Origin of the sequence: Streptomyces sp. NPDC003456 (assembly GCF_042878735.1) — a bacterium.
Lineage (GTDB): Bacteria > Actinomycetota > Actinomycetes > Streptomycetales > Streptomycetaceae > Streptomyces.
Genome location: NZ_JBIAOK010000004.1, coordinates 121,763 through 142,263, shown reverse-complemented (window position 1 = coordinate 142,263; position 20,501 = coordinate 121,763). Strand labels below are relative to the sequence as shown.

Genomic DNA, 20,501 nt, shown 5'->3' with positions numbered 1-20,501 from the left:
CCGGGCTGCCGCCCGGCGCCCGGTGGCCTCACTTCTTGGGCGGCACCGCCGGCATCCCCAGGAACGGCAGCCGCAGCGCGCCGAACGCCTCCGCCGGGACCGCCGGGGACGTGGGTGCGACCGGCTGCAGCCGCGTGTACGCCGCGCCCTGCTCGGGACGAGGGTCGGGCTCGCCCTTGTTGGGCCAGAACGACATCGCCCGTTCCGCCTGCGCGGTGATGGTCAGGGACGGGTTGACGCCCAGGTTGGCGGAGACCGCGGCGCCGTCGACCACGGAGATGCCGGCGTGCCCGTACAGGCGGTGGTAGGGGTCGATCACGCCGGTCTCGGGCGAGTCGCCGATGGGGCAGCCGCCCAGGAAGTGGGCCGTGAGCGGCGTGCCCATCAGTTCGCCGACGTTGGAGCCGGCGAAACCGTTGATCTCGGCGGCCAGGGCCGAGGCGCCCTCGGTCGCCGCCTTGATCTGCTTGGGGTTGGGGGATCCGTGGCCCTGGCGGGCGGTGAGCAGCCCGCGGCCGACACCCGACGGCTTCAGGTACGTCGTCAGGGAGTTGTCGAGCGACTGCATCACCAGGCCGATGATGGTCCGCTCCGACCAGCGGCGGTTGGACAGCGAACGCAGGGTCTGCAGCGGATGCCGGGCCGCGTGGGCGACGAAGCCGAGCACCCGCGAGGTGCCCGAGTTCCGCCCGGCGTAGGGCACTTGGAGGATGGACAGGCTGCCCATCGAGTTGGAGCCCTTGCCGTAGCGGACCGGTTCGATGTGGGTGCTGGCGTCCGGGTGGATCGAGGACGTGATGGCGACGCCGCGGGTGAAGTCGGCGCGGGGCGCGCCGTGGGCCTTGCGGTAGCGCCGGTCGTCGGTCTGCGCGCCGACCAGGGCCTCGGAGTTGGTGCGGGTGAGTTCGCCCAGCCGGGCCGACAGGCGGGGCAGCCGGCCGTCGGCCTTCATGCGGTGCAGCAGGGTCTGGGTGCCGTAGGTTCCGGCGGCGAGGACGACCTTGCGGGCGGTGTAGGTGCGGCCCTTCGCCTTGCGGCCGCCGTCGGTGGGCAGGGTGGCGACGGCGTAGCCGCCCCGCGAGTCGTCGGTGACGGACACGACCGTCGTCAGGGGGTGGACGACCGCTCCGGCCTTCTCGGCGAGGTGCAGGTAGTTCTCGTTGAGGGTGTTCTTCGCGCCATGCCGGCAGCCGGTCATGCACTCGCCGCACTCCGCGCACGCCTTGCGGGACGGGCCCGCGCCGCCGAAGTACGGGTCGGGCACCTCCTCGCCCGGCTTCGCCTTCACCGTGCCGTCCGCGTCCTCGCCGTCGCCGAAGAAGACGCCGACCGGGGCGAGGTGGAAGGTGTCGCCGCAGCCCATCTTCTCCGCCGCCGCCTTCAGGTGCACGTCGGACGGTGTCATGGTGGGGTTGAGGCGGACGCCCAGCATCCGGCGGGCCTGGTCGTAGTAGGGCGCGAGTTCGTCCTGCCAGTCGGTGATGTCACGCCACTGGGGGTCCTCGAAGAACGGCGCCGGCGGCACGTAGAGCGTGTTGGCGTAGTTGAGCGAGCCGCCGCCGACGCCCGCTCCCGCCAGCACCATGACGTTGCCCAGCAGGTGGATGCGCTGGATGCCGTACATGCCGAGCCGGGGGGCCCAGAGGTAGTTCTTCAGGTCCCAGGAGTTCCGGGGCAGGGTCTCGCGGGTGAAGCGGCGGCCGGCCTCCAGGACGCCCACGCGGTAGCCCTTCTCGGTGAGGCGCAGGGCGGTCACGGAGCCGCCGAAGCCGGAACCGACCACGATGACGTCGTAGTCGTAAGCGTCCTGAGGCACGTGTTCTCCTCGTCGAGTGTCGCGTGCGGGCCGTCGGGGTGGAGCGCGCGGCTGCCCGCGCGCGGGGGCGTCAGCGCAGGCGCAGCGCCTTCATCAGGCGCAGGCTCCGGCTCATGAACCGGGCGTACGCCTCGTCGTCCATGCCCAGCGAGGGGGCCATGGGCAGCACCCGCTGGTGGGCGACCGTCTGGGCCTCGGTGTACTTGAGGATGCCCTCGGAGCCGTGGCGGCGGCCGAGTCCGGAGTCCTTCATGCCGCCCATGGGCGACTGGACGCTGCCGTAGGCGGGCGCGTAGCCCTCGTTGATGTTGACCGTGCCGGTGCGCAGGCGGGCGGCGACCTCCCGGCCGCGGCGGGCGTTCTTCGTCCAGACCGAGGAGTTCAGGCCGTACGCCGTGGCGTTGGCGCGCTCGATCGCCTCGTCCTCGTCCGTGAAGCGGTAGACCGAGACGACCGGCCCGAAGGTCTCCTCGGCGCACACGGACATGTCCGCGGCGACGCCGTCGAGGATCGTCGGCTCGAAGAAGTAGGGGCCGATGTCGGGGCGCGCCACACCGCCCGCGAGGACCTGGGCGCCCTTGGCGACGGCCTCCTCGACGTGCCGGGTGACGGTCTCCAGCTGGCGTTCGCCGACCAGGGACCCCATGTCGGCGCCGTACGCCAGCGATGTGCCCAGGCGCATGGCCCTGGTGCGGGCGGCGAACCGCTCCAGGAAGGCGTCCGCGATCGACTCGTGGACGTAGAGCCGCTCGATGGAGATGCAGAGCTGGCCCGCCGAGGAGAAGCAGGCACGCACGGCTCCGGCCGCGGCCTTCTCGATGTCGGCGTCCTCCAGGACCAGCATGGCGTTCTTGCCGCCGAGTTCGAGGGAGACGCCGACCAGCCGGGCGGCGGCGCCCCGGGCGACCTCGCGGCCGGTGCGGGTGGAGCCCGTGAAGGAGACGTAGTCGGCGTGGCGGACGACCTCGGGGCCGACGACCGGGCCGTCGCCGAGGACGACCTGGAAGACGTCGGCGGGCAGTCCGGCCTCGATCAGCAGGTCGCGGGCCCACAGGGCGGTCAGGCAGGTCTCGGTGTCCGGCTTCATGACCACCGCGTTGCCCGCGGCGAACGCCGGGAGCGCGTCGCCGACCGACAGTTCCAACGGGTAGTTCCAGGGGGCGATCTGGCCGACGACCCCGCGCGGGTGGCGCAGCTCGGTGACCTTGGTGAGGGTCGGCACGGCACCGGTGTGCCGCTTGGGCCCGAGGTAGGCGGGGGCCTTGCGGCCGTAGTGCCGGGCGGCGACCGCGACGGCCTGGACCTCCTCGTGGGCGTGCAGCCGGGCCTTGCCGGTCTCCAGCTGGATCAGGTCGAGCACCTCGGCCTGACGCTCCAGCACCAGGTCGTGGAAGCGGAGCAGGACGGCGGCGCGCCGGCGTACCGGGATCCGCGCCCACACGGCCTGGGCGGCCCGGGCCACCGCGAAGGCCTGCGCCACGTCCTCGGGCGTCGACTCGGGCAGGTCGGCGAGCTTCTCGCCGGTGAAGGGCGTGTGGTTGGCCGTCCGGCCCGAACCGGCCACACCCTTGGTGAGCTGGGCGACCAGCTCGGGGGTGACCACGTCGGCGGCGGTGCGGGCGCCCTCCGGAGCGGGGGCGAGGGGGTTCGTGCCGGCCTGAGCCGTGCCGGTCTCCGCCGTCGTCTCGGCGGCCTGCGCGTCCGTCATGAGCCGCAGGGTATGCCGCGGCGGAGCCTTTGGGTACCCGTCGGTAATACGGCTTCACCGACTGCACACACGCTGCCAGTGACTGCTGGCAACAAACGCCCTGATCAGGGCCTCGGCGGCGGCCGGCGGCGATTTCTCAGTCCTGTGCGAACTCGAGGCCGTCCCGGGCCCCCTCGAACACCCCGGTGCCCTCCCGCTCCTCCGGTGTGCCCCGGGCCATGTCGACGCGCAGCTCGTACAGGCGGTCGCCGCCGGTGCGGACCAGGAGCCGCAGGAGGCGCCGAGGGGTTCCGTCCCTGGTGTAGGCGGTGTCGGCGAGCACGGCGTCGTGACCCTGGACGCGGGTGGGGCGGTACTCGGTGTGCACCCGGCCGCCGATGGCGACTTCGCCCTTGCGGGCCTCGTCGAGCGGGGAGCCGGGTGACCGGTCCCAGCGCAGGAGCCGCACCCGGACGCCGCCGCCGCGCCCGTCGCCGTAGAGGACCGCGCGGGGTTGGTCGCCTGTGCTGCCGGTGCGGTCCAGCGCGCGGTAGTGGCCCGGGAGCCGGAGCACGGCCGCGAGGCCCCGCTCGCGGTGCGGGATCCAGTCGGCGGCGGGGGCGGTGCGGGCGTCCGGCCCGTCGGCCTGCCCGCCGCCGGCGCCCACGTCGGCGCTCGCGTCGGCGCTCGCTCTGCCGTTGCCGTTGCCGTTGCCGGTGTTGCGGGTTTCCGCGCCGGTGCCGGTGTGGCTGGTCTCCGCGCTGGTGGTGCCGGTGTTGCCGGTCTCCGCGCTGCTGGTGCCGGTGAGTTGCGTGGCCGTTCCGATACCGCCGGCGAGCAGCGCGCCGAGGAGGGCGAGTTGGGCGGGGCGGAGGAGGCCGGCCCGTCTCGGCGGCCCGGGCGAGTGCGCTGCGGGGACGGCGGCCGGTGCTTCCACGGCCGCGTCGCCCGCCGGCGCTTGCTCCGGCGTGGGGTCCGTGAGGGATTCCGCGGCAGGGGCGCCGGTCGGTGTCGGCTGCTCGGCGGCGGACGGGCCCGCGATGGCGGCCAGGTGCTCGGCGGCCTCTGCTGCGGCCGGCGGGCCCGCGACGGCGGCCAGGTGCTCGGCGGCCTCTGCTGCGGCCGGCGGGCCCGCGACGGCGGCCAGGTGCTCGGCGGCCTCTTCGGCGTCCGGCCGCTCGTCGGGGTCCGTGCGCAGCAGCCGGGATATGAGCGGTCCGAGCGGCCCGGCCCGCTCCGGTGCGGGCGGCCGGGACTCCAGGACCGCGGCGCGGGTCGCCTCGGGGGTGTCGCGGCGGAACGGGGAGGAGCCCTCGACGGCCGTGTGCAGCAGGGCGCCCAGGGACCACAGGTCCGAGGCGGGACCGGCACCGCGTCCCGACATCCGCTCCGGGGCGACGAACTCCGGTGCGGCGCCGGACTCCCCGCCTCCTGCGGCGTGTTCCCCCGGGTGCGGCTGGCCGATGCCGAAGTCGGTGAGGACGACCCGGCCGTCCGGGCCGAGCAGGACGTTGGCCGGTTTCACGTCCCGGTGCACGATGCCGACGGAGTGCGCGGCGTGCAGCGCGCCGAGGACGGCGAGGCCGATCCGGGCCGCTTCCCCCGGTGCGAGCGGGCCGCGGCGCAGTCGCTCGTGCAGGGGCTCGCCCCGCACCGACTCCATGACGATCCAGGGCAGCCCGTCGAGCATCTCGGTGGCGTCGAGCTCGTCGGGCCCTTTGGGCCCCGGGGGTTCGTCGCGCGGCTCCGGTTCGACGACCACCTCGTGGATGGTGACGGCGGCGGGGTGGTCCACCCGGGCGGCGGCCCGGGCCTCGCGGTGCAGCCGGTGGGCGGCCCGCCGGTGGTCCGCGTCGTCGGGGTCTCCGGGCAACCGGGGCTGCCGCACCGCGACTTCACGCCGGGCGAGCTCGTCGTGGGCCCGCCAGACGGTGCCGGTCGCGCCGGAGCCGATGCGCTCGATCAGCCGGTACCGTCCGCCGACCAGCCGGCCCCGGGCGTCGTCCGCACCGCCCCCGTCGTTGCTCATGCCCCATCAGTACCGCGCGGGCCCGGGACTTGTCGACGCGGGGAGGCCGACGGGTGCCCAAGAGGCCTCGGTTCAGGTCCCGTTGAGGTCCAGGTTCTCGATCGCCTCGCCCGCAACCTGTCGGCCCCGGTCGGTGAAGTCGCCCTTGCCGGGATAGCCGACGGTGAGCTTGTACATGTCGCCGCCGGTGGTGCGGTAGTAGAAGATCCGCAGCTCCACGGGGCGGGGGTCCTGCGTGTCGTCGGTGACGTAGACGACGGTGTTCTCGGCGGCCTTCCTGCCCCGGTAGGTGGTGGTGACCGGGTTCGTCCGCTCCGGGTTCTCCGGCATGTCCAGGTCGTAGTCGCCGCTCTTCTTGAACTTGCTGTCGTCGTCGTACATCTCGGCGGCCGCGGAGCCCGCGATGGCGCCGGCGGTGTCCTCCGCCTTCTTGTAGAGGCGGAGGCCGATCCAGATGCTGCCGCTCCAGTCGGTGTACCTGACCCAGTGCTCGTCGTCGGACTCCCCGTCGGGCACGGTCCGCTGGTAGTCCTGCGGCACTGCCACCCCCGCGCCGAGCGCCTTCTCCTGGCGGATCTTCCACCCGTCGGGCAGGGGCCCGGCGAACGGGTCGGCGACCACCAGGTACGCCGTGACCGCGGCGGCGACGACCGCCGCGCCGAGGCCGATCCAGCCCGTGCGGCCGATGCGCGCGCCCCGGCGTCCGTCGGCCGGTCCGGTGACCCGGAGGGGTTGGGTGGGCTGCGGGGCGGGCGGCTCGGCGGCCGCCCGCAGCAGGGCCCGCACCCGGGCGGCGTCCGGGCGGTGGGCCGGGTCCTTCTGCAGCAGCCCGCCGATGGCCTCGGCGAGCGGGCCGGTGGCCGAGGCGGGCGGCGCGGGCGTGGCGTGGAGGACGGACTGGAGGGTGGCGGGCGTGTTGCTGCGGCGGAACGGCGAGACGCCCTCGGTGGCCGCGTAGAGCACCACGCCGAGCGACCACAGGTCACTGGCCGGCCCCGGGCGCTGGCCGAGCACCCGCTCCGGGGCGATGTACTCGGGCGAGCCCACGAAGCCGCCGGTGTCGGTCAGGTTGGTCTCGCCCTCGATCTGGGCGATGCCGAAGTCGGTGAGCACGACCCGCTCGTGACGGCCGAGCAGGACGTTGTCCGGCTTCACGTCCCGGTGCAGGATGCCGGCGGCGTGCGCGGCCTCCAGGGCGCCGAGCACCTCCAGGCCGATCCGGGCGGCCTCGCGCGCGGACAGGGTGCCCTCCTGGAGCGCGTCGCCCAGCGAGCGGCCCCGCACCAGCTCCATGACGATCCACGGTCTGCCGTCCACCACGGCCACGTCGTGCACGTCGACGACGGCCGGGTGGTCGAGCCGGGCCGCGGCGCGGGCCTCGCGGCGCATCCGCTCGAAGGCGTTGGCGCGTTCGCGCTCGGGAAGGTGCTCCGGGACCCTCGGTTCCTTGACCGCGACCTCCCGCTCCACCGTCTCGTCCTGGGCCCGCCACACCGTGCCCATGCCGCCGTGGCCGAGCTTGCCGAGCAGCCGGTAACGGCCGGCGATGAGCCGCCCCGCGCCGGGTTCCTCCGCCGGGTCGGCGGGCTGCCGGGGCGGTACAGGACCGGCGGGCGGCGCGGCCGGTGCCGCGTACGGATTGCCCGGCACCGGCGCCTGCGGGTTCGGCGGTTGCAGAACGAAACTCGTCGGCTCGTCGGCCCCGGAGCGGGCTCCCCCGTTGTTGCTCATGGGTCCATCCATATCGCGCCGGGCACTTCCGTATCCACCAGGGGCGGCCGCCGGTCACTAACCCGTGACGTCGGGGGCGCGGCCGGCGGTCCGGGTTCCGCAGACGTGCGGAGCCCGGCAGCCGGCGCTCAGGGGGCGGCGGTGGGCGCGTGGCTGCCCGTCGGGGAGGCGGATCCGGTCGCGGGGGTGCGCGGCGCCGAACTCGTCGGCAGGGGGCCGCCCTCCCCGTCCCCGTCGCTGCGCAGCAAGGCGGCGGCGGAGACACCGACCCCGGCCATCGCCGCGACCAGCACCGCGGCGACGAGCACCCGCCGGGTGGGCTGCCGCAGGAACGGCTCCTCCCGCGTCTCCTCCCGCGGTTCGGACCCCGGCGCCCCCGCCGCCGCCGGTGACGGCGGAGCGGTCGCGTCGGCAGACCGGCCGCCGGGGACGACCCGCAGCACCGGCGCGTACCCGGGCGGGGGCGCGGCCGGTGTGCGTCCCGTCGTCAGGAAGGCACGCAGCATCCGCTCCGCCCGGTCCGCGTCCAGCCGCCGGTCCGGGTCGCGCTCCAGCAGACCGTGCACGACGGGCAGGAGCGGTCCGGCCTCGGCGGGCGGGCGGATGTCACCGACCACCACCGCGTGCAGGACGCCGCCCAGCGAGTCCCGGTGGAACGGCGACTCCCCGCTCAGCGCCGCGCACAGCAGCGCGCCCAGCGACCACAGGTCGGACTCCGGCCCCGTCCTGACGCCCGACATCCGCTCGGGGGCGGTGTACTCGGGCGAGCCGACGAACGAGCCGTTCTCGGTGAGCGTCGGGGCTCCCTGGACCTGCGCGATGCCGAAGTCGGTCAGGACGACCCGGTCGGTACCGGCCTCCAGCAGCACATTGTCCGGTTTGAGATCCCGGTGCAGCACCCCTGAGGCGTGCGCCGCGCGCAGCGCGCCGAGCAGGTCGACACCGATGCGCGCGGCCTCGGCGGCGTCCACCGGGCCCTGGCCGGCGAGCCGGTCCGCCAGCGTGCCGCCCTCGACCAGCTCCATGACGATGTAGGGCCGCTCGTCGTCCTCGACGACATCGTGGACGACGATGATGTGCGGGTGGCTCAACTGGGCGACGGCCCTGGCCTCGCGCAGCGTACGGTCCCGCTGGCGGCGGGCCTCCGCCGCCGACAGGGTGTCGTCGTAGGGGAGTTCCTTGACGGCCACGCTCCGGCCGAGCAACCGGTCGGTCGCCCGCCAGACCACGCCCATGCCTCCGCGCCCGAGCTTCTCCTCGAGCCGGTAACGGCCCGCGATGACACGCCTGCTGTGCCCCTCGGTCCCCATACGGCCATCATGCCCCAACGGACGGAACCGCTCCGGGACGCCGGAACGGGGGTGGCCGAAACAGGCGGCACCGGCCGGCGCCCGCCGGTTGTGAGGCGGTCTCCGGCTGCCAGGCGGTCTCCGGCTGTCAGGCGGTCTTCTCCTGCCAGCTCTGCAGGATCGAGGTGAACTGCTGGCGCACGACGGCCCAGTCGGCCGCCGGCGCCGACATGTAGAGGGCGTACTCCGTGCCGTCCCGGGCCACGTACGTCTGCTCGACGGCCCGGCGGGGGCCGGGGAACTTGATGTCCTTGGCCAGCGCCGTCCAGGTGTACTCCCAGAGGGCGCCTTCCCGGTCGCGGTAGACGTTGCGCTCCAGCCGGACCCTCGTGTAGTCGACCAGCCGCTGCAACTGCTGTTCCAGGTCGAGCTGGTGGGCGTAGGGGTCGGCGAAGTCCGGGGACGGGTCGACGGCGATCCGGACGAAGTGCCGTCCGTCGTCGGGCGTGTAGTCGATCTGCTTGATCTCGCCCTGCGTTCCGAACGGCTTGCGCTTCCAGCCCTCGGGCAGGTACAGGCTGAAACCGGCGGGGTCGTCGTGCCGGGTCCAGCCCTCCGGGACGGATCCCCCGGGCTTCGACGTGCCGCCGGTGTCCGGCGAACCGGAGGCGCCGGTGGCCTCGCGGCCCCGGTCCCACTGCTGGAGCACGACCGCGGTGCCGCCGCCGATGATGGCCGCGAGCGCGACGACGAGGGCGAGCGTACGCAGCCGGCGCCGCCGCCCACCGCCGAAGCCCGGCCGGTCGGACGCCTGGCTTCCGGACGTCTGCGGGCCCGTCGCTGCCGAGCCCGTCGCGGTCGGGCCCGTCGCGGTCGGGCCCGTCGCGGTCCGGCCGATGGTCGCCGAACCCGTACCGGGAGCACCCGTGGTGTGGTGGCCCGCTGTGTGCGCACCGGCCATGTGCCCACCCACCATGGGCCCACCGGCCATGTACGTACCGGTCGTCGGCGTCCGGCCGGTCGTGGGGCCGGTCTGCGGGGGCAGCGGTGCCCGGGCGTGCGGAAGCGACCCGGTGGAACCGGCCGGCGCACCGCCCGCGCCGGCACCGCCCGCGCCGGCACCGCCCGGTCCCGCGCCCGCCGGGCCCCTGCCGCCGTGTCCGCCGTGTCCGCCGTGTCCGCTGTGGGCCTCCCGGTACGGCGTCCCCGTCCCGCCGTACTGCGTCGGCACGTACGCCTGCGCCCCGCTCGGCCGGCGTCCCTCCGCGGCCTCGGCGAGCATCTGCTCCGCCTCGGGCAGCGGGGGCCTGGCGGCCGGGTCCTTGCGCAGCAGGGCGGTGATGACGGGCGCGAGCGCGTCGGCGTGGCGGAGTTCTGCGGCCTCCTCCTCGACCACGGCCTGCATCGTCGTCAGCGGTGTGGTCCGGCGGAACGGCGAGCGGCCCTCGACCGCCGTGTAGAGCGTCGCGCCGAGCCCCCACAGGTCCGAGGCGGGCCCCGGATCCTGTCCGCGCACGCGCTCCGGCGCCAGGTAGTCGACGGAGCCGACGACCTCGCCGGTGCGGGTGATCGTCGTGTCGCCCTCGATCTGGGCGATGCCGAAGTCGGTGAGCAGGACGCGTCCGTCGCGGCCGAGGAGGACGTTGCCCGGCTTGACGTCGCGGTGCAGGACACCGGCGGTGTGCGCGGCGCGCAGGGCCCGCAGCACCCACAGGCCGATGCGTGCCGCCTCGCGCGGTGCGACGCGGCCGTCCTCCTTGACGGCGTCGGCCAGGGAGCGGCCCTCGACCAGCTCCATCACGATCCAGGGGCGTCCGTCGTGCTCCAGCACGTCGTGCACGGTGACGACCGCGGTGTGGCTGATCCGGGCCGCCGCCCTGGCCTCGGCGCGGGTGCGCGCCAGCAGGATCGCCTGCTCGCTCTCGGAGACGTAGAGCGCGGCCGTCAGTTCCTTGATGGCGACCGACCGGTGCAGCACCTCGTCGTGTGCCCGCCACACCCGGCCCATGCCGCCACTGCCGATGGTGTCGGTCAGCCGGTAACGGCCCGCGACGAGCCGGCCCTGCATCTGATTCACGTTGCCCCGCAATGGTCTTGACAGGGTCAGCGTAAGGACCGCCCGATCCGCAGGGAACAAGCGGGGTACCACGGTGACCGCACTGTGACGGTTGCCGGCTCTTGTGACGGTGAGTGACCTGCGTGGTCGGAGTGCCGCCCGGGCGGCGGGCCGGTCAGCGGGTCACTTCGTCACCCGGTACGTCGCCGCCGCCTGCTCGAAGAGCCGGGTCACCTCGTCCCGCTCCGACTCGGGCCCGCGCACCTGCACCACGTGGTACCGCCCGTCGACCAGCATCGCGAGGTTGCGCACGTACAGCTCCTGCCCGCCGTTGCCCGTCCAGGTGAACTGCCCCTCCGCCATGGTCCGTCCGCCCACGTCGATCCGCTTCAGCCCGGTGGAGGTGGCCCAGCTGGAGTCCCGGTAGGGCTGCAACTCGCGCTCCCGCTCGCGCTGGTAGGCCATCGGGTCGCTGCCGTACTCCGACGCGCTGTCCCGGCCCGGCACGACGAGGAGCCGGAAGTCGCCCTTGGCGTAGACGACCTGGCCGTCGCCGTTGCGCGGAGTGCGGTCCCAGCCCTCGGCGACGGCGACCTGGAAACCGGACGGGTCCTTGCGCAGGGTGAAGCCGTCGGCGGCGCCGGGGCCGGTGGTCTGGGTCTCGCTGGAGCCGGTCGACGTCGACGGGCTCTCCCCCGCCCCGGGCGAGGTCTGGTCGGGCCGGGGCTCGCTGCTCGCGTCCGGCTCCGGCGCCCGGCCGGCCTCGCCGGCGGCACCGGTACGGTCCGTGCCCCGGCCCTGCTCGGTGTCCGACTTGGGCATGAACAGCATGGCGTAGGCGATCGCCGCGGCCATCGCGAGCAGGACCAGCAGGAGCAGGGTGCGGCCGAGGCGGTGCGGTGAGCGGTTCTGCGTCCGGGCCCGCTTGTGCCGCCCGTGAGGGGCCGGGAGCCCGGCCCGGCGCCTGCGCACCAGCTCGCCCCGGCGGCGTACGACGGGCAGCCGGCCGGCGTCGACGGGCGGCGCCGGGACGACGTGCACACCGGCCTCCGGCTCGGGCGCCGACCGCACCAGGGAGCGCAGCCAGCCGCGCAGCTCCTCGAAGTCCAGCCGCTCGGTGGGGTCCTGACGCAGCAGTGACTCCACCACGGGCCGCAGCGGCCCGCACTCCTCGGCGTACGCGGGCGGCTCCGCGCACACCATCTGCACCAGTTCGGCCGTCGACTCCTCCGGGTAGGGCGCATGGCCCTGCACGGCCCGGAAGAGCAGCGCGCCGAGCGCCCACAGGTCGGTCGCCGGGCCGATCGGGGGTGCCAGCTGCCAGTTCTCGTGCACGGGCCCGGCCTGCTCCGGTGCCCAGCGCTCCGTCACCGGCCCGACCACCGCCATCCGGGCCTGCCGCGCCCGCTCGGCGGCCAGTGCCGTGGCGGGGCCGCGCCGGGGGGCGGGTGTGTCGGCGACGAGGTCGTCCCAGCGGGTGGACTCGCCCGGGGCGGCGGGGCCGGGCACCGGGGACAGCGCGGCCTGGTCCCGTCCGGGCGGGGCGGCCGTGCCGCGGGGCGTCGCGCCGTGCCAGGCGGTGCCGGTGCGCGGGTTGCCGCCCACGCCGTAGGGGTCCGCGATCCGCCCCGGAGGTGACGCGCCGGGAGCGCCGCCCTGCCCGGGGACGTACGCCGACGGCCCCGCCCCGCCGCCGAACGGCGACGGTCCGGTGCTGTACGGCGCCGTCTCGCCCTCGGGGGCGGGCCGGGCTCCGGGGAGGGCCGCCCGCTCGCCCTGCTGGGCCTCCTGCACGCGTGCCGCGGCCCGGGCGCCGGCCCGGTAGGCCGCGATGGCCCCGGCGCGGGCCGCCCTGGGGTCCGCGCCGTCCTGCTCCGCCCTGCGCGCGGGCACGACCGAGCCACCGCCCGGCCGGTCGTCGCCCCCGGCCGGGGGCAGTCCCCGGGACTCGCGGGCCTCTATGGCCGCCCTGCGCGCGGCCTCGGGGTCACCCGGGTCGCCGGGTCGGGCCGGCCCGGAACCGCCGGGTCCGACGACGCCGTCGACCGCTTCCGCGCCGCCGCTGCGCTGTCCGGGCTCCCCGAGGGCCGCTTCCGGCACCGGGTCGTAGCCGCACAGCGCCTCCTCCGCGGCGCCCACGGCCAGCCCGGTCAGCATGACCCGGCCGTCGTCGCAGACCAGGACCGTGCGCGCGGTGATGTTCCGGTGGACCCAGCCGTGCGCGTGCAGCACCCGCAGCGCCGTGAGGACGTCGGAGGCCACCTCGGCCGCCCGGTACGGCGTCAGCGGCTTCTCGGCGAGCAGCGCGGCCAGCGGGCGCGCCTCCACCAGCTCGCTGACGACCCAGAGCGAACCGCCCTCGGCGAACACGTCGAAGACCTGGTCGAGCCGGGGATGGTCGGGGATGGCCGCCGCCGCCTGGGCCGCTTCGACCGCGCGCCGCACCACCGGGTCGGCGGGCCGCCGGCCGCCACGGGTGCCGGTCCGCGCCCCGGGCCGCCTCCCCGCGCCGTCACGCGCGGTGAACCCGTCGGGCAGCCCTTCCGCGTCGAGGACTTCGGCCTCGACGACCTCCGGCAACGGCACCTGCCGGACCAGCACTTCCTGCCCGCTGTAGGTGTCGAAGGCCCGGGTCTCGGTGAGTTCGTACTCGTCGGAGGGCGGCAGCGGCAGGCGGTAGCGGTCGGCGAGCACCCGGCCCGCGTAGTCGTCCACGTTGCCTCCCCCGGCAGCCCGGTCGGTCACATCCGTTCGCCCCACGGTCCGTTCCGGCTGCGCACGGTCCGCAAACATTTACGATACGTGCCACAGGCAACCCGCAGCGTGGGGATGCCAGATCTGCCTCCCCATTCCCGGGGCGGCTCATGCTCAGGACTTGGGTTCGAAGCTCGTGGTCAGCGTCCGCCAGGTGTCCTTGCGCAGCTTGCCGTCCCAGTCGGCCGCCTTGGCCGTGTACATCAGCGCGTACCCCTGCCGGTCGTCGACGACGAAGCCGCGGTCGATCGTCCGGTACGTCGTACCGCTCTCCGAGTAGGTGAACTCCCAGTCGGCCGCGTTCCAGCCGCGGTAGTCCACCTTCTCTATGCGGATCTTGTCGTACTGGGCGCGCTGCATGTAGCGCTCCTGGTTGCGCCAGTCCGCCACCGGGTCGCCCTTGGGCGTGGACGTCCAGGCGATGAGCAGCTTCTGCCCCCCGGGGCCGGTGAACCGGTCCCCGGCGGCACCCGTCGTGGTGTACTTCCAGCCCTTCGGCAGGCCGATGGAGTACCCCTGGTTCCCCTGGTGCTCGGCGACCGCCGTGCCGCCCTTGCCGGAGCCGCCCGAGCCGGAGCCGCTGCCCGACGAGTCGTCGGCCTTGCCGTCCGTCTTGTCGTCGTCCGTGCCGCCGGACCCCGGCTTCGAGGAGGCGGGCCCGGTCTGCTCACCGTCCGTGCCGGTGCCGCCCTTGTCGTCCCCCTTGGTGTCGGCACTGCCCGGCGCGCTCGCGGCGGGCTTGCCCCCGCGGTCGCCGGACGCCCCGTCGGAGCCCTTGTCGTCACCGCCGACGATGATGGCGACCACGGCCGCGACCACCGCCAGCGCCACGACCGCGGCGATGATCACCAGGGTGCGCCGCGGCACCACGTCGGTGAGCGGCGCCCTGGGCGGCGCGGGCCGTGCCGGCAGGTCCGGCGGCGGCATCACGGGCCAGCCCGAACTCCGGCCGCCGGACGCCGGCTTCGTGCCCTGCTCGCCGCCTCCCGCGTCGGCCCCCGCACCGGACTTCTCCAGGGACGGGCCGGACGCCGCGCCCCCGGCCCGGGCCGAACCGGAACCGCTGTCCGACGCCGAGGAGGCGGCCGCCTCCCCGGACGTGGCGGTGACGGCGGCGGCCGGTCCCGCCGCGGCCTTGCGCACGGAACGCAGCGCCCCTCGCAGCCGCTCCCCGGCCTCCTCGCCCCGCTTGCTGCCCGCTGCGGCCGCACTCCCCTTGCGCGAGGAGCGCTCGGGCTGGGCGGGCAGCGGAACGACCTTCGTCGCGTCCATCGGCTCGGGCTCGGACGTGTCGGGCGCCCGCAGGACCGAGTTGAGCATCGCCCGCGCGCCCGCGTCGTCGAGCCGCTGGGCCGGGTCCTTGGTGAGCAGCCCGTGGATGACGTCCTTCAGCGGGCCGGCGTTCTTCGGCTCCTCCAGCGGCTCGGTCATCACGGCCGTGAGGGTCGCTATGGCGGACCCCTTGTCGTACGGCGGGTTGCCCTCGACCGCCGCGTACAGCAGTCCGCCGAGCGACCACAGGTCGGCCGCCGGGCCGGGCTTGTGCCCGCGGGCGCGCTCCGGGGAGATGTAGGAGGGCGCGCCGACGAGCATGCCGGTCGAGGTGATGGACGGGTCGCCCTCGACCTGCGCGATACCGAAGTCGGTGAGGACGACCCGGCCGTCCTCGGAGATCAGCACGTTCGACGGCTTCACGTCGCGGTGCAGGATGCCCTCGCGGTGCGCCGAGCGCAGCACGTCGAGGACCGCGAGCCCCACCTCGGCGGCCCGCTTCGGCTCCAGCAGGCCGTCCTCCCGGATGACCTCGGCGAGCGACTTGCCCTCGACCAGCTCCATCACGATCCAGGGCCGGTCGTCCTCCTGGACGACGTCGTAGACCGTCACGGCGCTGTTGTTGCGGATCCTTGCGATCGCCTTGGCCTCGCGCAAGGTCCGGGTGATCAGCCGCCGCTTCTCCTCCTCGTCGATGCTCGACGGGAAGCGCAGTTCCTTGACGGCGACCGTCCGGCCGAGGGTTTCGTCCTCGGCCCGCCACACGGTGCCCATGCCGCCGCGGCCGAGCACGTTGCCCAGCCGGTAGCGCCCCGCGAGGAGACGCTCCCTGTTGTCCTGACGAGTGTCCTGACGAGATGTGCCCGCCCGCTCCGCCTCCGACATGCGTCCCCTCATACAACCCGCCCTGACAGAGCCTCCATTGTCCCTCACCCGACAAGTGCCCCGTGCCCAGGGGCCCAGTGCTTCCTTCTCGGGTGCCCGCCCGGCGTGCACCCGCGTGCGGCACCGCGCACGCCGCCTTGCATGATGGGCCCCCGAGCAGTGAGGAGCCCGTATGCCGCCGTTCCGGACCTGGCCGGCCCTGCCGGTGGCCGCCGCGCTGTTCGCGCTGCTCCCGGCCGACTCCTCAGCCCTTCCGGCCCCGCGCACGGACTCGGTGCTGCCGCTGCTGGTGACCCGGGGCGGAGCACCGGCCGCCGCCCTGCTCGCCCAGGAGGGCGATGCCACCCGCTATGCCCGGGCCGGGACCGGAATAGACCGCTCCGACCACTTCCGCGCCGGCAGTGTCACCAAGACGTTCGTGGCCACGGTCGTCCTGCAACTGGCCGCCGAGCACCGCCTGTCGCTGTCCGACCCGGTGGAGCAGCACCTGCCCGGACTGGTGCGGGGAGAGGGCAACGACGGCCGCGCGCTGACCCTGCGCTCCCTGCTCACCCACACCAGCGGCCTGTACGACTTCACCGCGGACACCGGCGGAACGATCCCCCTCACGCCTCGTCAGGCCGTACGCATCGCCCTCACCCACCCTCCGGCCGAACGCGGCCGCTTCTCCTACTCGAACACCAACTACGTCCTGCTCGGCCTGGTCGTCGAGCAGGTCACCGGCCGGTCCTACGCCGCCGAGACCGAGCGCCGCATCCTCACCCCGCTGCGCCTGACGGGCACCTCCTTCCCGGGATCCCGCTCCTACCTGCCCGCCCCGCACGGCCGGGCCTACGCGGCCGACGGAAGCGACGTCACCGAACTCGACCCGCGGGCGGCCGGAGCCGCGGGCGAGATCGTGACCACGCTCGCCGACCTGAACCGCTTCTACGCGGCCCTGCTGGGCGGCCGGCTGCTGCCCCCGCGCCTGCTGCGCGAGATGCTCGACACCCGCGCCGCACATGGCGTGTACGGCATGGGCCTGGTGCCCGAGAGGCTCCCCTGCGGCCTCACGGTGTGGGGACACAACGGGCACATATCCGGAAGCTACGTGCGCACCGCAGCCACCGCCGACGGCCGGCGTGTCCTCACCTTCCGCGTGAACACCGACGCGTTGACCGATCCCGGCCTCGAACCCGCGATGCTCGCGGCCGAGTTCTGCCCCCGCACCTGGTAGAACGACCGGGCCCCGAACGGAGATCCCACCCCCCGACACTCGTTCGGGTGATGTGAAGGAGACCCGCCGCCCCCGAGCCGGACCCGGGCGATGCCCGTGACGGCACTCGGCGCAGGCGCCGGACACCGAGGCCCCGGCCCCCGGCCCCCGACCCCTGATGCCCGACACTCGGCGCCCGACGCCCGACACCCGACACCCGATGCCCGGCGCCCGACACTCGGCGCGCTCTGCGACCACCGATCCGCGCCCTGCGCCCTGCACTCTGCGCCCTGCGCCGTGCGCCGTGCGCCGTGCGCCCTGCCGTCTGCGCTGTCTCCGCCCCCGACGTCCCTACAGCGGCACGATGTCCGGCGCGCCGAGGCGGGCCGCGTCCGCCGTGAGGTCGTCGGGCTGGCGCTGCGACTCGCGCTCGGCCTCCACCCGCTTCTCGTAGTGCTGCACCTCGCGCTCGATCTGGTCCTTGTCCCAGCCGAGGACGGGCGCCATCAGCTCGGCGGCGGCACGGGCGCTGAGCGTCCCCCGGTCGAAGGTCTCGATCGAGATGCGCGTCCGCCGCGTCAGCACGTCGTCCAGGTGCCGCGCGCCCTCGTGCGAGGCCGCGTAGACGATCTCGGCGCGCAGGTAGTCGTCCGCCGCCGGCAGCGGCTCACCCAGGGACGGGTCCTCGGCGATCAGGTCGAGCAGTTCCTCGGTCAGGGCCCCGTACCGGTTGAGCAGGTGCTCCACGCGCACCACGTGCAGTCCGGTGCGGGCCGCGATCCGCGCCCGCGCGTTCCACAGCGCCCGGTAGCCCTCCGCGCCCAGCAGCGGCACCTCCTCGGTGACGCACTCGGCGACCCGCATGTCCAGCCCGTGCACCGCCGCGTCCACCGCGTCCTTGGCCATGACCCGGTAGGTGGTGTACTTGCCGCCCGCCACGACGACCAGTCCCGGCACCGGGTGCGCCACGGTGTGCTCGCGCGACAGCTTGCTCGTGGCGTCCGACTCGCCCGCGAGCAGCGGCCGCAGCCCCGCGTACACGCCCTCGACGTCGTCCCGGGTGAGCGGCACCGCGAGCACCGAGTTCACGTGCTCCAGCAGGTAGTCGATGTCCGCGCTGGAGGCGGCCGGGTGGGCCTTGTCGAGGTCCCAGTCGGTGTCCGTGGTGCCGACGATCCAGTGCCGGCCCCAGGGGATGACGAAGAGCACGGACTTCTCGGTGCGCAGGATCAGCCCGGTCGTGGAGTGGATGCGGTCGCGCGGCACGACGAGGTGGATGCCCTTGGAGGCGCGGACGTGGAACTGCCCGCGTTCGCCGACCATCGCCTGGGTGTCGTCCGTCCACACGCCGGTCGCGTTGACGACCTGCTTGGCGCGGATCTCGTACTCGCCGCCCCCTTCGACGTCCTGCACCCTGGCGCCGACGACCCGCTCGCCCTCGCGCAGGAAGCCCGTCACCCGGGCGCGGTTGGCCGCCTTGGCGCCGTACGCCACCGCCGTGCGCACCAAGGTGGCCACGTAGCGGGCGTCGTCCATCTGTGCGTCGTAGTACTGCAGTGCCCCGACCAGGGCGTCCTTCTTCAAGCAGGGGGCCACGCGCAGGGCGTGAGAGCGCGTCAGGTGACGGTGCATCGGCAGGCCGCGCCCGTGCCCGCGGGCCATCGACATGGCGTCGTACATCGCCACGCCCGAGCCGGCGTAGAGCCGCTCCCAGCCCTTGTGCTGCAGCGGGTACAGGAACGGCACGGGCTTCACCAGGTGCGGGGCGAGCCGCTCCAGCAGCAGGCCGCGCTCCTTCAGCGCCTCCCTGACCAGTGCGAAGTCGAGCATCTCCAGGTACCGCAGGCCGCCGTGGATCAGTTTGCTGGACCGGCTGGAGGTGCCGGAGGCCCAGTCCCGGGCCTCCACCAGCCCCGTGGACAGGCCTCTGGTGACCGCGTCGAGGGCGGTGCCCGCACCGACCACGCCTGCGCCCACGACCAGCACGTCCAGCTCGCGCTCGGCCATAGATGCGAGGGACTCGACGCGCTGCGCCGGTCCGAGTGTCGCTGTCCTCACCGCTGCCTCCCGCGTTCATCGGTCACGCCGGCCGCATCCGACCCGTCGGGCACGGCCCCGTCCGTACCCCCATGCCCAAATTCTGACGGGCTTGCCCGACTTCAGCCACCACGTGTCCTCAGCCTGTGGACAACGCCCGCGGAACACTCACCGAAACTCGGCCGACCAATCCCGCATAACGGTCATATTTACTCCTAGTCTGACATTGCGCTCGCCCGTCCTGTCCACAGGGCTTGCGCACCTGTCCCACTTCGGCTATCGGGAAGGACGGCCATAGCCATGCCCGCAGATCTCGCCGTGATCGGACCCGGCCCGTACGGCCTGCCCCTGGCTCAGGCCGCCGTCGCCGCCGGCATCCCCACCATCGGCTACCGGACGGGCCCCGACGCCGGCTCGCTCAGCCCCGCGGAGCTGCGCCGGCTGCTCTCGGGGGGCTTCCGGCCCATCACCGACCCCGCCGAGCTCGGCCGGGTACGCACCGCGGTCCTGTGCGTGCCGACGCCGCCCGGGGCGGACGGCGGGTTCGACCTCAGCCGGCTGGAGGCGGCCGCGCGCACCCTGGCCGCGCACCTGCGCCCGCACACCACGGTGATCCTGGAGTCCCCGGTGCACCCCGGCACGACGGAGGACGTCCTGCGCCCGCTGCTCGAAGAGGGGTCCGGACTGCGCGCGGGACGGGACTTCCACCTGGCCTACTCCCCCAGCCGCGTCGACCCGGGCAACCGGGACGCCACCCCCGCCACCACCCCCCGGGTGATCGGCGGCCTCACTCCGGCCTGCACCGAATCGGCCGCCGCCTTCTACGGACGGCTGACCGACAAGGTGGTACGCGCGCGTGGCACCCGTGAGGCGGAGGCCGTCCACCTGCTGGAGTCCAACTACCGGCACGTGAACATCGCCCTCGTCAACGAGATGGCAGTCCTCTGCCACGACCTGGGCGTGGACCTGTGGGACGTCGTCCGCTGCGCGGAGACCAAGCCGTTCGGCTTCCAGGCCTTCCGCCCCGGCCCGGGCGTCGGCGGCCACTCCGTCCCCCAGGACCTGACCGCCCTCGGCGGTCGCGGACTGCGCATGGTGGAACTGGCCCGGCAGGTCAACGACCGCATGCCCGGCTACGTCGTCCAGCGCGCCGCCGCCCTCCTCAACGAGCACGGCAAGTCGGCCCGGGGCGCCCGTGTGCTCCTCCTCGGCGTCACGTACAAGCCCGACCTCGCCGACCTCCAGGGCACCCCGGCCCGGGAGATCGCCCAGCGCCTGCGTGAACTGGGCGCGGCGGTCAGCTACCACGACCCCTACGTGCCCGCCTGGAGCGTCCAGGACCACCCGGTGCCGCGCGCGGACTCCCTCTACGAGGCGGCAGCGGACGCGGACCTGACCATCCTGCTCCAGCAGCACCGGACGTACGACCTCCAGGGCCTGTCGGTGAAGGCCCAGCTCCTGCTGGACACGCGGGGGGCGACCCCGACGGGGGCGGCGCACCGGTTGTGAAGGGGGGCGCGCGGGGTGCGACAGCCGGGAGACTGCTGGCCTGCGGCACCCGGCCCGGGTACCGTACGAAAACAGACGGAGCCCACCGCAGCGGCCACTGCGGCAGGCTCCTGGATGGATCACGGAGTGTCCGCCCCTAGTTCTTGTGGGGACGGCCGCTCACCATTAGAAGATCCGCAAGATCCACCTCCTCCGGCACTGCACCGTCCGAAGACGGAGTCGGTCCCAGCGGGTGGGCATG

General features: G+C 74.5%; 11 protein-coding genes. 2 read left to right on the top strand and 9 right to left on the bottom strand.

Translation table 11 applies throughout. The annotated features are described in order from the left end of the window. Nucleotides 1-28: 28 nt before the first annotated feature. From ACFYWG_RS16840 to ACFYWG_RS16805, 8 genes are all read right to left on the bottom strand, one after another. The gene (locus tag ACFYWG_RS16840) at nt 29-1,816 is read right to left on the bottom strand and encodes a GMC family oxidoreductase N-terminal domain-containing protein (RefSeq protein WP_385421561.1); all 1,788 of its coding nucleotides are present in this window, start codon (nt 1,814-1,816) and stop codon (nt 29-31) included. 70 nt (nt 1,817-1,886) lie between these two features. Then, nucleotides 1,887-3,524, bottom strand: a complete 1,638-nt coding sequence (locus ACFYWG_RS16835; RefSeq protein ID WP_385421563.1) for a succinic semialdehyde dehydrogenase — start codon at nt 3,522-3,524, stop codon at nt 1,887-1,889. A 136-nt stretch (nt 3,525-3,660) separates the two neighbouring features. Then, the gene (locus tag ACFYWG_RS16830) at nt 3,661-5,532 is read right to left on the bottom strand and encodes a serine/threonine-protein kinase (protein WP_389201954.1); all 1,872 of its coding nucleotides are present in this window, start codon (nt 5,530-5,532) and stop codon (nt 3,661-3,663) included. 72 nt (nt 5,533-5,604) lie between these two features. Further along, the gene (locus ACFYWG_RS16825) at nt 5,605-7,263 is read right to left on the bottom strand and encodes a serine/threonine-protein kinase (RefSeq protein ID WP_389201952.1); all 1,659 of its coding nucleotides are present in this window, start codon (nt 7,261-7,263) and stop codon (nt 5,605-5,607) included. Between the two features lie 128 nt (nt 7,264-7,391). Beyond that, on the bottom strand, nt 7,392-8,573 hold the full coding sequence (locus tag ACFYWG_RS16820) for a serine/threonine-protein kinase (protein WP_389201950.1): 1,182 nt from the start codon (nt 8,571-8,573) through the stop codon (nt 7,392-7,394). Nucleotides 8,574-8,700: 127 nt separating this feature from the next. After that, entirely contained in the window at nt 8,701-10,620 is a 1,920-nt protein-coding gene (locus tag ACFYWG_RS16815) for a serine/threonine-protein kinase (protein WP_389202744.1), read from the bottom strand. A 171-nt stretch (nt 10,621-10,791) separates the two neighbouring features. After that, nucleotides 10,792-13,323, bottom strand: a complete 2,532-nt coding sequence (locus ACFYWG_RS16810; protein WP_383509058.1) for a protein kinase — start codon at nt 13,321-13,323, stop codon at nt 10,792-10,794. 153 nt (nt 13,324-13,476) lie between these two features. Beyond that, nucleotides 13,477-15,519 (bottom strand): protein kinase, encoded by a 2,043-nt coding sequence (locus ACFYWG_RS16805; protein ID WP_389201947.1) that lies wholly within the window; start codon nt 15,517-15,519, stop codon nt 13,477-13,479. Nucleotides 15,520-15,691: 172 nt separating this feature from the next. On the opposite strand from ACFYWG_RS16805, the gene ACFYWG_RS16800 reads away from it, so the two are divergent. Further along, entirely contained in the window at nt 15,692-16,735 is a 1,044-nt protein-coding gene (locus ACFYWG_RS16800) for a serine hydrolase domain-containing protein (protein WP_389201945.1), read from the top strand. A 330-nt stretch (nt 16,736-17,065) separates the two neighbouring features. On the opposite strand, the gene ACFYWG_RS16795 is transcribed toward ACFYWG_RS16800, so the two are convergent. Continuing rightward, on the bottom strand, nt 17,066-18,772 hold the full coding sequence (locus ACFYWG_RS16795) for a glycerol-3-phosphate dehydrogenase/oxidase (RefSeq protein WP_376329376.1): 1,707 nt from the start codon (nt 18,770-18,772) through the stop codon (nt 17,066-17,068). Between the two features lie 279 nt (nt 18,773-19,051). On the opposite strand from ACFYWG_RS16795, the gene ACFYWG_RS16790 reads away from it, so the two are divergent. Next, a complete protein-coding gene (locus ACFYWG_RS16790; RefSeq protein WP_389201943.1) occupies nt 19,052-20,260 on the top strand; it encodes a nucleotide sugar dehydrogenase in 1,209 nt (402 codons plus the stop codon). Nucleotides 20,261-20,501: the final 241 nt, after the last annotated feature.

What these genes read in the sequence shown, in the direction of transcription:
- ACFYWG_RS16835 (WP_385421563.1), bottom strand. Translation starts at nt 3,524, where the DNA reads ATGACGGACGCGCAGGCCGCCGAGACGACGGCGGAGACCGGCACGGCT.
- ACFYWG_RS16830 (WP_389201954.1), bottom strand. Translation starts at nt 5,532, where the DNA reads ATGAGCAACGACGGGGGCGGTGCGGACGACGCCCGGGGCCGGCTGGTC.
- ACFYWG_RS16825 (WP_389201952.1), bottom strand. Translation starts at nt 7,263, where the DNA reads ATGAGCAACAACGGGGGAGCCCGCTCCGGGGCCGACGAGCCGACGAGT.
- ACFYWG_RS16820 (WP_389201950.1), bottom strand. Translation starts at nt 8,573, where the DNA reads ATGGGGACCGAGGGGCACAGCAGGCGTGTCATCGCGGGCCGTTACCGG.
- ACFYWG_RS16815 (WP_389202744.1), bottom strand. Translation starts at nt 10,620, where the DNA reads ATGCAGGGCCGGCTCGTCGCGGGCCGTTACCGGCTGACCGACACCATC.
- ACFYWG_RS16805 (WP_389201947.1), bottom strand. Translation starts at nt 15,519, where the DNA reads ATGTCGGAGGCGGAGCGGGCGGGCACATCTCGTCAGGACACTCGTCAG.
- ACFYWG_RS16800 (WP_389201945.1), top strand. Translation starts at nt 15,692, where the DNA reads ATGCCGCCGTTCCGGACCTGGCCGGCCCTGCCGGTGGCCGCCGCGCTG.
- ACFYWG_RS16790 (WP_389201943.1), top strand. Translation starts at nt 19,052, where the DNA reads ATGCCCGCAGATCTCGCCGTGATCGGACCCGGCCCGTACGGCCTGCCC.